This window comes from Ruegeria sp. YTSA168 (genome assembly GCF_059610045.1).
Genome location: NZ_JBXWMW010000001.1, coordinates 481575 through 495842, shown reverse-complemented (window position 1 = coordinate 495842; position 14268 = coordinate 481575). Strand labels below are relative to the sequence as shown.

Annotated in this window: 15 protein-coding genes; 1 reads left to right on the top strand and 14 read right to left on the bottom strand. The window is 55.0% G+C overall.

Annotated features, from left to right (window positions below):
- Positions 1-122: 122 nt before the first annotated feature.
- From AC2FFE_RS02500 to pobA, 7 genes are read right to left on the bottom strand one after another with little or no spacing between them, the layout of a single operon-like run.
- Positions 123-1181 carry a 3-carboxy-cis,cis-muconate cycloisomerase gene (locus AC2FFE_RS02500; RefSeq protein ID WP_496818762.1) on the bottom strand — a complete coding sequence of 353 codons (1059 nt, stop codon included), beginning with the start codon at positions 1179-1181 and terminating at the stop codon, positions 123-125.
- 39 nt (positions 1182-1220) lie between these two features.
- Positions 1221-2060: a 3-oxoadipate:acetyl-CoA acetyltransferase gene (locus AC2FFE_RS02495; RefSeq protein WP_496845753.1), complete on the bottom strand. Its 840-nt coding sequence runs from the start codon at positions 2058-2060 to the stop codon at positions 1221-1223.
- A gap of 52 nt (positions 2061-2112) precedes the next feature.
- Positions 2113-2733, bottom strand: coding sequence for a protocatechuate 3,4-dioxygenase subunit alpha (gene pcaG, locus AC2FFE_RS02490; RefSeq protein ID WP_496818760.1), 621 nt, complete (start codon positions 2731-2733; stop codon positions 2113-2115).
- A complete protein-coding gene (pcaH, locus tag AC2FFE_RS02485; RefSeq protein ID WP_496818759.1) occupies positions 2733-3461 on the bottom strand; it encodes a protocatechuate 3,4-dioxygenase subunit beta in 729 nt (242 codons plus the stop codon). Before pcaH ends, pcaG begins: the two co-directional genes overlap by 1 nt.
- 47 nt (positions 3462-3508) lie before the next feature.
- Positions 3509-3886: a 4-carboxymuconolactone decarboxylase gene (gene pcaC, locus AC2FFE_RS02480; protein ID WP_171669725.1), complete on the bottom strand. Its 378-nt coding sequence runs from the start codon at positions 3884-3886 to the stop codon at positions 3509-3511.
- Complete coding sequence (gene pcaD / locus AC2FFE_RS02475; RefSeq protein WP_496818758.1) at positions 3883-4668, bottom strand: 3-oxoadipate enol-lactonase; 786 nt, start codon at positions 4666-4668, stop codon at positions 3883-3885. Before pcaD ends, pcaC begins: the two co-directional genes overlap by 4 nt.
- Positions 4668-5837, bottom strand: coding sequence for a 4-hydroxybenzoate 3-monooxygenase (pobA, locus tag AC2FFE_RS02470; protein ID WP_496818757.1), 1170 nt, complete (start codon positions 5835-5837; stop codon positions 4668-4670). Before pobA ends, pcaD begins: the two co-directional genes overlap by 1 nt.
- 99 nt (positions 5838-5936) lie before the next feature.
- Between pobA and pcaQ the strand changes: the two genes are divergently transcribed.
- Positions 5937-6860 carry a pca operon transcription factor PcaQ gene (gene pcaQ, locus AC2FFE_RS02465; RefSeq protein WP_171669722.1) on the top strand — a complete coding sequence of 308 codons (924 nt, stop codon included), beginning with the start codon at positions 5937-5939 and terminating at the stop codon, positions 6858-6860.
- Here the strand turns inward: pcaQ and AC2FFE_RS02460 are convergent.
- From AC2FFE_RS02460 to AC2FFE_RS02430, 7 genes are all read right to left on the bottom strand, one after another.
- Positions 6857-8140, bottom strand: coding sequence for a flavin-dependent oxidoreductase (locus AC2FFE_RS02460; RefSeq protein WP_496845752.1), 1284 nt, complete (start codon positions 8138-8140; stop codon positions 6857-6859). The genes pcaQ and AC2FFE_RS02460 overlap by 4 nt on opposite strands.
- A gap of 70 nt (positions 8141-8210) precedes the next feature.
- Positions 8211-9740 (bottom strand): acyl-CoA dehydrogenase family protein, encoded by a 1530-nt coding sequence (locus AC2FFE_RS02455; RefSeq protein WP_496845751.1) that lies wholly within the window; start codon positions 9738-9740, stop codon positions 8211-8213.
- 99 nt (positions 9741-9839) lie between these two features.
- Positions 9840-10304 carry a DUF3237 domain-containing protein gene (locus tag AC2FFE_RS02450; protein ID WP_496845750.1) on the bottom strand — a complete coding sequence of 155 codons (465 nt, stop codon included), beginning with the start codon at positions 10302-10304 and terminating at the stop codon, positions 9840-9842.
- Positions 10304-11176: an amidohydrolase family protein gene (locus AC2FFE_RS02445; protein ID WP_496845749.1), complete on the bottom strand. Its 873-nt coding sequence runs from the start codon at positions 11174-11176 to the stop codon at positions 10304-10306. The genes AC2FFE_RS02450 and AC2FFE_RS02445 overlap by 1 nt, the downstream gene beginning before the upstream one ends.
- Positions 11177-11191: 15 nt before the next feature.
- On the bottom strand, positions 11192-13009 hold the full coding sequence (locus AC2FFE_RS02440) for a feruloyl-CoA synthase (RefSeq protein ID WP_496845748.1): 1818 nt from the start codon (positions 13007-13009) through the stop codon (positions 11192-11194).
- An 11-nt stretch (positions 13010-13020) separates the two neighbouring features.
- Positions 13021-13494: a MarR family winged helix-turn-helix transcriptional regulator gene (locus AC2FFE_RS02435; RefSeq protein WP_171669716.1), complete on the bottom strand. Its 474-nt coding sequence runs from the start codon at positions 13492-13494 to the stop codon at positions 13021-13023.
- A gap of 4 nt (positions 13495-13498) precedes the next feature.
- Positions 13499-14266, bottom strand: a complete 768-nt coding sequence (locus AC2FFE_RS02430; RefSeq protein ID WP_475195700.1) for a crotonase/enoyl-CoA hydratase family protein — start codon at positions 14264-14266, stop codon at positions 13499-13501.
- Between the last annotated feature and the right edge of the window lie 2 nt (positions 14267-14268).

Here is a 14268-nt window from a genome sequence, read left to right as displayed (position 1 = left end):
GTCGATTATCCTTTCGTCCCGAAGCCCGGTCCGCGTACGCTCGGGACGGCAACCCAGTCAGGTCGCTGGCGTTGGCGGGAGCCAGCGTTGGGGTTCTCGATACTGTGCAGTTTGTGAGCGCTTTAGCAGTGACCCAATGAATCAACACCGGTTAGTGTCGTTTGAACAACGCTCAGCGCTTTTCCAGTGGCTAAGATCATTTGCGGCAAGATCATCCATTCCAGCATCCAAGCTGCTCCAGACCGCTCTTGCTCGTGCACTAGTGCTTGGTGGATACCAGACAATTGTGTGGCGTTGAAGCGAGCGAGTGTTTCAAGCAGTTCGGCCTGCACGGGGTTCTGTTTGTGGGGCATGGCGGATGAACCTCCACCCCCGACGAGCTTGATTTCCGAGATGCCTTGCTGCGACATCAAGGCAAAGTCTTTTCCGATCTTGCCCAAGGACCCTGTTGTCAGGGACAACCAATTCGCAAACTCAGCAATTGTGCTTCGGTCCGTGTGCCAGCAGTTTGCGGGATTTGTTAGGCTAAGTTCATTCGCCATGTAAGCCGCAATTCTGTCTCCATCTAAGCCAAATGCCTTGCGATCACCGACCGGCCCGCCAAGCTGAAGGCTAAGCAGGGAGGACTTAAGTTGACCCAAACGAGACAAGTTCTGCGACAGCGGACGCCTCCAACTGCCCAACCTGTCCTTGACGGAAATGGGAAGTGCGGCTTGCATCCGCGTGCGACCCATAAGGGCGTTGTCGCCATGGTCTGTGATGAGTTGATCAATAGCTTGGATCGTCTGCCTGAGCCGCGACTGCATTAAATCACAAATCGGCTTGAGGCCCAGAACAAACGCCGTGTCGACTACGTCCTGCGATGTCATGCCATTGTGCAAGGCTGAATGGTATTCTTCGGAAAGCGTTTCACGTATTTGTTTCACCAAAGAGGGTAGAACCACGCCATCTTTTTGTGTGCCTGCGGCCAATTTGGGCAAATCGGGCGAAAACGCCGCAAGTGACGCAAGGACTGCGTCCACCGCCTGAGGCTCGGCTTGTCCAACATGCCCAAGCGCGCGCGCGTAGGCGGCCTCGACGGCAAGCATATATTTCAGCACTGTTTCGGCAGACAGCAGCGTTTCCACTTCGGCGTCGCCAAACAGACCGCCAAGCCAAGGATGGGAAAAAACATCAGGCATAGTGGGCGGTCTTTCTAGTTATTTTTGACGATCGAATGATTACACGATCTGGGGCGTTTTCAACCCCAGCATTTCACGGGCCTGTTGCCATGTTGCGACGGAGCGTTCGTACTTGTCACAGAGTTCTGCGGCACGTTTAACTAGTGCAGCATTCGACGGGGCAAGTGTATCGCGATCAAGGCGAACATTGTCTTCAAGACCCGTACGTGTATGCCCACCTGCCGCGATGGACCATTCATTCACGACGATCTGATTTGCCCCAATTCCTGCGGCACACCATTCAGCGTCGGGCGCACGGTCGGTCATGATCTTGACATAAAAATCAAAGACTTCTTTGTCGACCGGCATCGCGTTTTTTACACCCATGACAAACTGAACGTAGAGTTTGCCGGGCAAAGCGCCGGTTTTGTTCATATGAATGGCCTGCAGGATGTGGCTTAGATCAAAGGCTTCGATTTCCGGGGTGACCTCGTATTTGTGCATCTCTGATGATAGCCAGGCGACCAGATCAGGACTGTTGGGATAAATACGTGTCGGAAAGTTGACCGAGCCAACCGACAAGGACGCCATATCTGGACGCAGGGGCAGCATTCCGCCGCGTTCTTTTTCGGCACCTGAGCGGCCACCTGTCGAAAACTGGATGATCATGCCGGGGCAATGCTTTTCTAGCCCTTCTTTGAGACGCGCAAATTTTTCCGTGTCCGACGTGGTTGTCTGATCGTCGTTACGCACATGTGCATGGGCAATAGTTGCCCCCGCCTCAAAAGCTTCGTACGTGCTTTCGATCTGCTCTTCCACGGTGATTGGAACAGCCGGGTTGTTTTCCTTACGTGGCAGAGAGCCGGTGATGGCGCAGCAGATGATGCAGGGCTTGGTCATGATGGGCTTTCACTTTGGGTGCCCGCCAACCCATGGCTGGCGGATAAATCAGTCAGACGTCGAAGAAAACGGTTTCGTCTTCACCTTGCAGCTTGATGTCAAATCGATAGATGATCTGGCCATCACGTTCACTACGTTTGGCCAACAGGGTGGCACGGCGACGTTCCCATTCGATTACGTTGAGTACAGGATCTTCAGCATTGGCCTCAGCCTCATCTTCAAAATAGATGCGAGTATTCAGACCGACATTGATCCCGCGTGCAACCACCCACAGGTTGATATGGGGTGCCTGCTGTCCAACGTTGCGAGCGCGTGTCCGGCCCGGTTTGACCGTGTCAAAGGCCCATTCACCAGTTTCAAAATCGGTTATGACACGCCCCCATCCTCGAAAGCCGTCTTCGACGTCTCCTTCGTCTTCCGGGTGGGCGTAAACCCCGTCGGCATTGGCTTGCCAAGCTTCCAGCAAAACGTCTTTGATCGGGGAGCCGGTGCCATCGATCACGACACCTTCGATGCGGATGCGTTCCCCTTTGGCATTGGGGCCGGCGATGTCCCACCCTAGTTCTTGCTTGTAGATGTCAAACCCAGCAGCGCCCGGTGCCAGTCCAATATGGACGTAAGGGCCCGCGGTTTGAGACGGGGTCTCTTTCAGATAATTCAGTTCCTGAGGCATCAGTTCCCCTCCAGACGGTTTTCAAACAGGGTTGATCGGCGTCCACGAAGGATGATGTCGAACTTGTAGGCAATGGTATCAAGCGGGATGGTTGAGTTCATATCCAGCACGGCAACCAATTGCTCGATCGCATTCGGGTCGTGAATGGTGTTCACGATCGGGCATTTCGGGATCAGTGGATCACCTTCAAAGTAACACTGTGTGATCAGGCGTTGCGCGAAACCGCTGCCGAAGATCGACATATGGATATGCGCGGGGCGCCAGCTGTTCACCCAGTTGCGCCAGGGATATGCCCCGGGTTTCACCGTTCGGAAATAGTAGTAGCCATCTTGGTCCGTAATCGTGCGGCCACATCCCCCGAAATTTGGGTCGATCGGCGCCAGATAAGTATCTTTTTTGTGTCGATAGCGGCCACCCGCATTTGCCTGCCACATCTCGACTAGCGTATTCGGAACAGGGCGTCCGTTCTCATCCAGAACCCGGCCATGAAGGATTATCCGTTCACCAATCGCGCTTGCACCGGGTTGGGCGTAGTTGTAGATCAGGTCGGCATCCAACGGATCGACGTCATTGTGACCAAAGACCGGACCGGTGATTTCACTGACCGAATTCTGCAAGGAAATCAGCGAATATTGCGGTGAGCGCGCGACGCTGGTTTTATAATCCTTGGTGTAAGCGGGCGGGTGCCATTCTCGGTCTCTTTGGTAGAATTCGCCAGGCTTGTTCATCGGCGGTTCGCCTCCTTGGGCTGGGATGTTCAGCGCGTTTCCCAGTGTTATTCGTTTTCCATCTCTTGGTAAGTCTGTTTGGCAAGCTTCAGGGCATGATTGGCGCGCGGAACTCCAGCATAGATCGCGACATGCTGAAACGCTTCCAGAACATCCTGCTTGCTTGTCCCGGTCCGGGCCGTCGCGCGGATATGCATAGGTATTTCCTCAAAATTCCCTAGTGCTGCCAGCAAGGCGAGCGTCAGCATCGACCGTTCGCGATCACTGATACCGTCCGAAGCCCAAACGGTGCCCCATGCGCCTTCGGTGATCAAAGCTTGGAAGGGCTGGTCAAATTCGGTCTTGCCGTTTTCGACGTGATCAACATGCGTATCTCCAAGGATACTGCGGCGTACGGCCATACCTTTTTCGAAACGGTCGCTCATAGGCATGTCTCCTTCAGGAATGTGGTCAGGTGACCGGCAAAGGCCCCGGGTTGTTCCACGCAAGGCAGATGACCAGCGTTTTCGATTTCGACAAAACGGGAATCTGGCACAAGCTGCGTCATTGCGCGGACAAGCTCAGAAGGGCTGGCCCCATCTTCTCTGCCACCAATTCCCAGCACCGGCACCCGCAGTGTCGATGTTGACTCCGACAAATCCGTTTCGGCGATCGCGGCGCAGCAGCCGATATACCCTTCAACCGGCGTTCCAATCAGCATATTGCGCCAAGCCTCTGCTTCCGCAGTTGCAAGGAAATCCGATGCAAACCAGCGGTTGAGAATGGCATCGGCAAGGCTTTCGGTCCCGCTCATGCGGATGGCGCTGATACGATCCTGCCACATTTGGGCTTCGCCCATTTTGGTGGCTGTGTTCGATAGAACCAGTGCCTTGATCCTCTGAGGTCTTTGCGCTGCAAGGGATTGGCCTATCATACCACCGATAGACAGCCCGACAAACACACAGGTCGAGACTTCCAGATAGTCCAGCAATGCAGCTGTGTCATCCGTCAGATCCGCCATGCTGTATGGGGCTGGTGGGCAACTAGACAAGCCATGTCCGCGCTTGTCAAATCGTATGATCCGCAGACCATTCGGAAGACGCGACACGATCTTGTCCCAAAGACGCAAATCTGTACCCAACGAGTTTGCAAAGACAATGGGAAAACCATCTGGATCCCCATCCTCTTTCCAGTGCAAGCGCACAGTATTGAGGTCAGCCATTAACATCAGTATGGCAGTCCAACATAGTTCTGGGCAAAGACTGACTGGGCCTCGCGATTATCACGCAAGAAATTGACATCTGCCTGCTGCATTTTCAGGTCAAACGCGTTCTGCTTTGGGAAACGATGCAACAGATTTGTCGTGGACCAACTGAACCGTTCGGCTTTCCAGATGCGGGCAAGGGCTTTTTCCGAGTATCTGTCAATGCCATCGCTCTCGCCATCTTCGTAGAATTGACGCAATCCGTTGTAGAGGTAGTGAATATCGCTAGCGGCCGTGTTCAACCCTTTGGCGCCTGTTGGAGGTACGATATGAGCGGCATCGCCGCACAAAAACAAACGTCCCCAGCGCATCGGTTCAGTAACGAAAGACCGAAGGGGCGCGATGGATTTTTCGATCGAGTCTCCGGTCACGAGTTGATCAGCGAATTCATCCGGTATGCGACGCTTTAGTTCCTCCCAAAACGCAGTGTCCGTCCAATCATCGGGCGAATCCGAAAGCGAGCACTGAATGTAGTATCGGCTGAGGTTCTCGTTACGCATCGAGCACAGTGCGAAGCCGCGATCAGAACCAGAATAGATCAATTCTTCATGCACAGGAGGGGTTTCCGACAAAACGCCGAGCCAGCCAAAAGGATATAGTTTTTCGTACTCCTTGCGGACGGTTAGGGGGATGGTCTGGCGGCTGACTCCGTGGAACCCGTCACACCCCGCGATAAAATCGCAATCAAGCCGGTGTTCTGTGCCCTCAACTGAATAGGTCACATAAGGCGCTTCACCATCGGCATTATGGATACCGACGTTTTCAGAATTGAAGACAATTTTGCCATCCATCGCCTCGCGTGCGTCATACAGGTCGCGAGTTACCTCGGTCTGGCCGTACACGACGACATGTTTCCCGGTCAGTTCACTAAAGTTGATACCAAACTGCGTGTCTTCGTATGTGATGACCGTTCCATCATGAATGAAACTTTCCTTTTCCATCCGATCGGATACACCCGCCTCGCGCATCAGGTCTACAAAGCCTGTTTCAAGAATACCTGCGCGAATGCGACCTAGGACATAGTCCTTGGTCTTCCGTTCAAGCACCACAGATTCGATCCCTTTGCGGTGCAGCAACTGGCTGAGCAAAAGGCCAGACGGACCCCCTCCGATGATGGCGACCTGAGTGCGCATGAGCTCCTCCTCTTTCCCTGCTGAAACACATCTTGATTGCCAAGGATTGCAATGTAAAATGAAGATACGTTCGGTTTGGTTGTCGAAAGAGGAAAGTAAGTGATCGACAGGCGCATCAAGTTTCGCCACATTCAGTGTTTTGTTCAGATTTGTCGGGAACAAAGCCTCAAAGTTGCGGCCGAGAAACTGTTTCTGACCCAGCCAGCCATTTCAAAGACGCTGAAAGAGCTGGAAGAGATTATGGGTGCCACCCTGCTGGTGCGGAACCGATCAGGTGTGTCCCTAACAAGGCAGGGAGAGGTCTTTCTTCATTTCGCCGAAATGTCACTTGCAGCGATTCAGCAGGGTTTTACGGGCGTTGAACAGGTTGGGGCGCAGGGGAAAACACGATTGTCAGTCGGTGCGTTGCCTTCGGTCGCCGCGCGCCTGATGCCGGATGTAGCGACAGAATTTGCAGAACTGGCGCCGCAGACAAGTCTGCGAATTATGGACGGCCCACATGGATATCTGGTTGAAAGATTGCGGCTGGGAGATTTGGATCTTGTGATTGGCCGCTTGGGTCAGGCTGACACGATGCAGGGAATTTCGTTTACGCAGCTCTATGAAGAGAGGGTAGAATTTGTCGTCCGCGCCGGGCACCCGTTGTTGTCCAATCCCGATGTAAAACGTATTGGCGAGTGGCAAGTTATCTATCCCCCAGAAGGTTCTGCTATACGATCTCTGGTAGATCGGTTCCTTATTGCCCATGGTGTCGGCGAGATTGAGCAGCGTCTGGAGACCGTTTCGGGGGCCTTTGGGCGTGTTTACACACGCAGGACGGATGCGGTTTGGGTTATCTCGGCAGGGGTCGTAGCTAACGAAATCGCGGATGGCCACATGGTTGCTTTGCCTTTCGAAACATCCATTACGCGCGGCCCTGTGGGGTTGATGCATCGGCCGGATGACATTCTGTCTCCGCAGGCTCAGGTGTTCAGCCTTGCAGTAAACAACGTGCTGGATCGGTTAGGGTTGAAATCGAGTTAGCAGGGAACCTGGGCGCCCTCTGCAATGGTCGGAGGCGCATCATTCAATGCATCCCGCGCAAAACCAGCAGCGGCCTTGTATTTGGCCATGAATGTAGCACGTTCGTCCGCTGGGATAACGTCGTCGATGCTATCGAAGTCTCCCCCACAGCGGTCATTGACTATGTTCAACAGCCCAAAAGGCCCGGCCCCACGATTGCGTAGGATCAATTGGGAAACAGGTTCGCACAGTGTTTTGTTATAGTCTGCAAGCGCGTCCAGGTTCAGGCCATGCTCCAAGAATTTTGCGCCAAGCGTTCGCGCATCAATGATGGCTTGGCTGGCCCCGTTCGAGCCGGTCGGATACATCGCGTGTGCTGCATCACCCATCAAGGCAACCGGACCGTCCACCCAGCTTGGGATAGGATCGCGATCGATCATCGGGTTTTCGTATGTGGCATCTGCATTGCGTATCAGTTCGGGCACGTCGAGCCAGTCATATCTCCATCTGTCAAAGTGATGGGCGAAATCCTCGGTGCCTACCTGTCTGAACCATCCGGTGGTCTCGTGGTCAGTAGGATCATCATATGTGACTTCGGCAATCCAGTTGATCAGGGCCATCCCGGTTTTGGGATCAGGATGCGAGATCGGGTATATCACCATCCGGTGCTTATGCGTGCCAAGCCCAACAAAGGATGAGCCCGTTCGTATGGGTTGCGCCAAGGTCGTCCCGCGCCACATGATGGCCCCGCCCCAATGGATCGGAGGTTGTTCGGGGTGCATCTGAGCCCGAATTGCTGAATGGATACCGTCTGCACCGATCAAAACGGTTCCGGTTTCCCGGATTTCTCCGGCATCGGTCTTCAGTATGGCCGTGACGCTTCCATCCGGGTTGATCTCGTATCCTGTGGCCCGTGCGCCCAGACGAACATACGCGGCCCCAGCGCGTTCAACAAAACAGCGATACAGGGCCATGTGGAACTCGCCACGATGAACGGCGTATTGGGGCCAATGGTACCCCGCATAGGTTCCACGGGGTTCGGCGTAGATCTCTTGTCCTTTAAGACCCAATAGCGCCCATTCTTGTGCGGGGACTCCAAACCGATCAAGATCTTCTGGTGCAATCCCAAGGTCAAAAAGCTCACGCACCGCGTTGGGTTGTAGATTGATTCCGACGCCCAACGGTTTCAATGTGCGTACGCTTTCAAACACCACACATTCCACCCCGATCTGATGCAGGGTCAGCGCAAGAGAGAGTCCTCCAATTCCGCCGCCAGCGATGAGTACGCGTCGATCAGTCATGCTGCGTTAGCCTTTTCTGAGGAGTCATCTGGTGAAAGCGTTTAGTTCCGCTGTTTATCGGTGCCAAACGTCAACCGCAGATCCGCGCGATCCGTTCCGGTTCAGGATGGTGCTCTGCAGCGATACACAAACGGGCACGCAGACAGGCCAGTAAGGTTTCGGTGGTCGCCTGCATGAATGAATGGGCAAGTCCGGATGGATCACTTCTAGACAGCTCTGCGCGGCCCTGTCGCCAGATTTCATAAGTTAAAGTGATTTTGGAAGATTGCCATCTAGCGCTCTCTTTCTCAACAAATGCTTCAAAGGCATCACCTGCCGGTCCTTGGGCGAGTCGTGTCGCCAGCATGCGCGCATGTATTCCGTTGGCCCCCTCATAGATTGTCGTGACCCGTGCATCGCGATAGGTCTGTTCGATCCGATACTCGCGCAGATAGCCATAACCCCCTAAAACCTGCATTCCCAGTTCTGCAGCGCGCGTACCTGCCTCGGTGCAATAGACCTTGGTAACGGGCGTCAAAAACTCGACCAGGTCAGGATTGCTGCCATCTTCCAGCGTGACGAAGGCAAGATGCGCCATTGCCCGACCGCTGATTGCCAGCCAGTCAATTTCGTCCAGCATGCGGCGCACGTCTGCATGTTGCTCCAATGTGACCTCAGCCCCGTCTGAACCCCGCCCCTGAATGCGTTCGGCTGCATAGTTGCTGGCTATGTCATAGGCGCGCGCGGCATGGGCAACCCCCTGCAGGGCAACATCTGCGCGGGCATGGTTCATCATCGTGAACATTGCCGTCAGGCCCTGACCTTCTTGCCCGATCAACTCAGCCTGCGCCTCGTCGAACGCCAACTGACAGGTGGGAGAGGCGTGAAGCCCCATTTTCTCTTCAATCCGGGTCACGCTGACCGCATTTCGGCTGCCATCGGGCAGGGTGCAGGGGCAAAGAAACAGCGATAAGCCTTTGACACCATCATTAGAGGTGCGTGCAAGAACCAGATGTAGAATCCGCTTGCTGATGTTCTGATCCCCGCCCGAAATAAAGATCTTCTCGCCCGTGATGGACCAGCATTCGTTACTCTGTTCCGCTTTGCATCTTACGCGTGAAAGATCAGATCCCGCACCAGGTTCGGTCAGACACATCGTCGCCAGCGTTTCCCCGGAGGCAAGCGGCGGCAGGTGGCGGTTTTTCTGATCTTCGGTGCCAAAGCGCAGCAGCGTTCGCGCCGCGCCGGGGACAAGACCCGTCACCATCTGCATGCTGTGATTGGCGCCGGAAAAGATCTCGGACGTGATCGCGTGCATCAGCGCGTCCATGCCCTGACCGCCATAGGATTCGGGCACAGTCAACGACGGCCAACCCTGTTCTGCATAAGCGGCGTAGGCGGCACCAAATCCATCGGGCATCGAGACGCGACCGTTGCGCAGCGCGCATCCCTGCATATCACCGGGTTCGTCCAAGGGCGCAATTTCGCCTTCGGCGAAAGCTGCGAAATGCCCCCCGATCTCGGAGGCAAATTCGCTATCCCAGTTAGCCAAGGCGCCTGCCTCGGCAATGTGGTTGAGCGAAAACATAATGTCTTCAAGAGGGGCCTGGTACGGTTTCATTCAGTGTCTCCAATACGGAAGAACGTCAGGTATCATTCGTTCTAGGATGGGACCGGTGCTGCTGTTCCCATCTTCTTGATTTCGGTGGCTTAGGGCGGGTTAGCAAACCCGGTGATAGGCGATTTCCGCGGCATGAGACAGGCGGATTCCAGCGCAGATGAACAGGGTATTGTTCACCCAGCGGTATCGTTCGTCGCCGGTTTCCAGACGAGCAGCGGTACGCATGTAATACTGCGCAGGGTCCACATCTTCACCCTTGGCAAGGCGGTCCATGACTTCGGCTGGTCCGTGCCGCGTGCCGATGTTGACGATTTCGATTACAGCGCCGTCTCTGGTGCGCAGGGCATATCGCGTGTCCAAATGGGTTGCGCCGTCTTCGAATATCGTTTGCCAGTCAGCGCCGAGGTTTAGAACGTCACCTGTAATGTCAGGTCCCAGCGCCGCACCCCCAACAATTGGGATGATGCGGCGTTGACCAGCCCGTCCCTGCCCAAGCGAAAGGGGTGAGGACAGCTCGACCCGAAGGGTAAAGCTATATTCGAGAGTAGGGACGGGGATCTGCATTAGTCCATCAGCCCTAGCAGGCGTGCGGCATTGTTCTTGATAATGTCCTCGCGCAGGTGGTTCTTGATATCGATTGCTTCGAAATCAGCCAACCAGCGTTCCGGCGTGATCATTGGCCAGTCCGAGCCGAACAGCACCTTTTTCCTGAGGATCGAATTGCAATACCGCACGAGGAGCGGGGGGAAGTATTTTGGCGACCAGCCCGACAGGTCGACATAAACGTTGGGCTTGTGCTGCGCGACTGAAAGCGCCTCTTCCTGCCAAGGGAAGGACGGGTGCGCCATAATGATCTTCATGTCCGGGAAGTCGACGGCAACATCGTCAAGAAACATGGGGTGCGAGAATTTCAGGCGCATCCCATTGCCTCCAGGCATGCCGCTGCCGACACCGGTCTGTCCAGTGTGGAACAGGCCAATGCAACCATGCTCTGCCAACAAATCATAAAACGGATATGCCATACGGTCATTGGGATAAAAGCCCTGCATCGTCGGATGAAATTTGAACCCCTTGACGCCGTGGTCTTCGATCAAACGGCGGGCTTCGCGCACTGCCATTTTGCCTTTCCAGGGATCAATTGATGCAAAGGGGATCAGGATATCGCTGTTGCGGCTTACCTGCTCAAGCACTTCGTCATTCGAAAAGCGGCGATAGCCGGTTTCGCGTTCGGCATCGACCGGAAAGATCACCGCTGCAACGTTCTGCGCGCGAAAATGAGCTGCCGTTTCATCAATGGTCGGTTGCACGATCTTGGCGTTGAAGTATTTCGCCATGGCCGCTTGCAGGTCATCATAGCCATCGTCGCTGTGGCACCCGCAAGGTTCTTCGGCATGCGTATGAATATCGATTGCGCGGACTTTGGAGATATCAACCATATCCGTGTTCCTTTCTTAGATCGAAACAGTCACTGGATCGGCATTGTCGTACAGCCGTTCCAACAGGTCTTTGCGTCTTGTAAGCACCTTTCGGAAATTGAGGTTTCCCTTGGCCGTCATCTCGCCTTCGGGCATCGAAGCGGGCTCACTAAGAACGATCGCGCGCGAGATCAGCGTCGAACTGCCCGAGATTTCCCGCGCCCGTTCAGCAAGACGGCGATGGATTTCCCCTTGCAGCAATTTGCAGACATAGGCGCCATCCTGGTCTTTCACATCAAACCCTTCGCGTTTCAGCTCAGCCACGTCTGGGAAAATCATCACGCCGATCTGATCCCGGTCGGCTCCAGTTATCACCAGATCGGTCGCCAGCGGCGCAAGGCAGGTCAGCATATCCATACGCAACTGGGCTGCACGGACCCATGTACCGGTCAACAGTTTGAAGTCTTCTGAAATGCGGCCGTCAAACTTCATGCCTTTGTTGACGTCATTCTTGTCGATGAACTGCATTGCGTCGCCAGTGATAAAGAAACCTTCTTCGTCAAAAGCGTCTTTGGTCTTGTCAGGTGCTTTAAAATACCCCGGCATCAGGTTCGGGCCTTTGACCCGCATTTCACAACGCATGTCTTCATCGGGGATAAGTTTGAGCGTCACACCGTTCATGGGCACGCCAACAATGCCCGACCGATCGATCGGTTCGCTTTGCATCATAGTGGCGGGGGCCGTTTCGGTTAGCCCCCAGGACGATGTCATCAGGGGAATTTCACCCTTGACCTCCATGGCCATGCTCTCGAAGCCCGTCCAGATTTCCTGTGGAAGAGACGCGCCAGCGTAGAATACAAGATCGAGGTCCTGGAAAAAGCGTTTGCGGAGATCGGTATCGTTCTGCAGCGCGCCCAGCAACATGGAATACCCGACAGGGACGTTAAAGCTGAGTGTACCTGTTACCATCGACAGGTTTTCAAGCGTGCGGTCGAACAGGCCTTTGACCGGTTTGCCATCGTCGATATAAAAGCTGCCCCCATTGGCGAGCATCATGTTGAAGTTGTGTGATCCGCCAAACACATGGTTCCATGGCAGCCAATCGACAACGCGCGGCGGCCGGGTGCGCAAAAAGGGTAGGGCGTCTGCCAACATAGTCTGGTTGACGCACATCATACGTTGGGTGGTCATGACGCCTTTGGGTGCCGAGGTTGATCCACTGGTCATCAGAATCTTGGCTACACTTTCAGGGCCAACTTTGGCGTAGGCGGCTTCCAGATCAACGCTTGCATCACCCTTCAGCAGCTCCTCGAACGGAGTCACATTGGGTTTTTGTCCCGTGCGCGAGGCGATAATCTCGATACCGTCGAGCGCATCCAGAGCCAATGCTTCGCCATATTGATCCGCATCGATGGCATACGCCATCTTTGGGCCCACCAGTTCGATCGCGTGTCGCAGTCGACCATGTGCTCCGTGGATCAGTGAATATTGTTCGGCCACCGGCGCTGTAGGTATGCCCACATATTGTGCTGCCAATGACAGCAGCCCGTGGTCAACACCGTTGCCCGACATGATGATAATCGGGGTGTCAGGACCCATGCCGCGCGCCAGCAATGCGCTGGCGATTGCGCGAACTTTTTGCAAGGTGCTCGCATAGCTTTCCTCGCGCCAGCCTGCGCCGCTGCGTTCTGCGATGAAGGTGCGGTCCGGTACCTTCTTTGCCCAGTCCTGCAGCCAGACGCCGGTCTTCTCAACAACCGGGCCCAATGCATAGTTGGAACGCAGCAGGATGGTGCCGTCGGGCCGGTCTTCGCGAGCAACCGAGTGGGCCAGAAACTCTGAGGTGCGTTTCAATTTCCTGTCTCCTATCTGGATTTCTCGATCGCTTTCATCGCGGTCAAAACAGTGTCGAGTGTGTCTTGATCGATTCCGCGCAGCAGCTGTTTTTCATGTGCAGAAACTGCGGCAACTGCCTTGTTGTAAAGCTGCCGACCGGCCAGCGTCGCCTTGAGAGCGTAGGCGCGGCGGTCGGTCGGCACGCGGTCGCGCACGATCAACTCGCGGCGTTCCAGCTCGTCGATGATGACCACAAGGTTTGGGCGTTCGATGTCCATCGCATCAGCCAGCTGAGACTGGCGCAGGCCAGGGTTGTCGACGATCATAACCAGCGCGGTGTAGGTCAACATACGCAGATCAAAGGGCTTTAGCGTTCGGGTTAGATCGTTTTGGACAACGTTGAAGGCACGTTTCATGTGGTAGCCGATAAAGCCACGCAACGTGCTATCGTCGACGTCTATGACTTCAGCGGCTTCAGTTGTGGAAGATACAGTTTTTTTCATCGTCCTACCTGAAGTTTGGGGCGCGCTTTTCAAGGAAAGCGTTTAAGCCCTCCTGTGCGTCGGGAGTGGTTTGTGAGAGGGCAGCGGCAAGAGATTCTGTGTACAGCCCATCGGCCTGAGACATGTCGTTGATCCGGGAGATCGATTGAACCATCAGATAGTTTGACAAGGGGGCGTTGCGGGAAATCTTACCGGCCAGTGTTCGCGCCAACTCCATCGCCGTTCCATCTGCGACTGAGTAATGCGCAAGGCCCAATGAAAGCCCTTCGTCCGCACCGTATTTGCGACCGGTGAGCATCATCTCGGTCATGCGATCCGGTCCTAACAGGCGACCAACGCGCGCCGTGGCGCCACCGCCAACAAAGATACCACGCCGACCCTCGGGAAGCTGAAAAATGGTGGATGCTTCTGCAATTCTAACATGCGTAGACGCGGCCATCTCCAAGCCGCCACCGATGACAGCGCCGAACATTGCCGAGACTGTGATCAGCCCCCCAAACTGGATCTTCTCCATGACTGTATGCCAGTGGCGCGAATGATGCAGGTTGTCTTCGGCGGAGCGGTGGACATGCTCGGACAAATCCAGACCCGAACAATAGTGGCCCTCCACGCCAGTCAGGATAACAACGCGAACATCTGCGGGTGGATCGAAGTAGAAGGCTTGTAGCGCCTCCAAAAGCTCTTCGCACATTGCATTGCGTTTGCCCGGACGATTCATGGTCAAAGTCGCGATCGGGCCTTCGACCTGGATATCGAGAATGGGTTCAGACATAG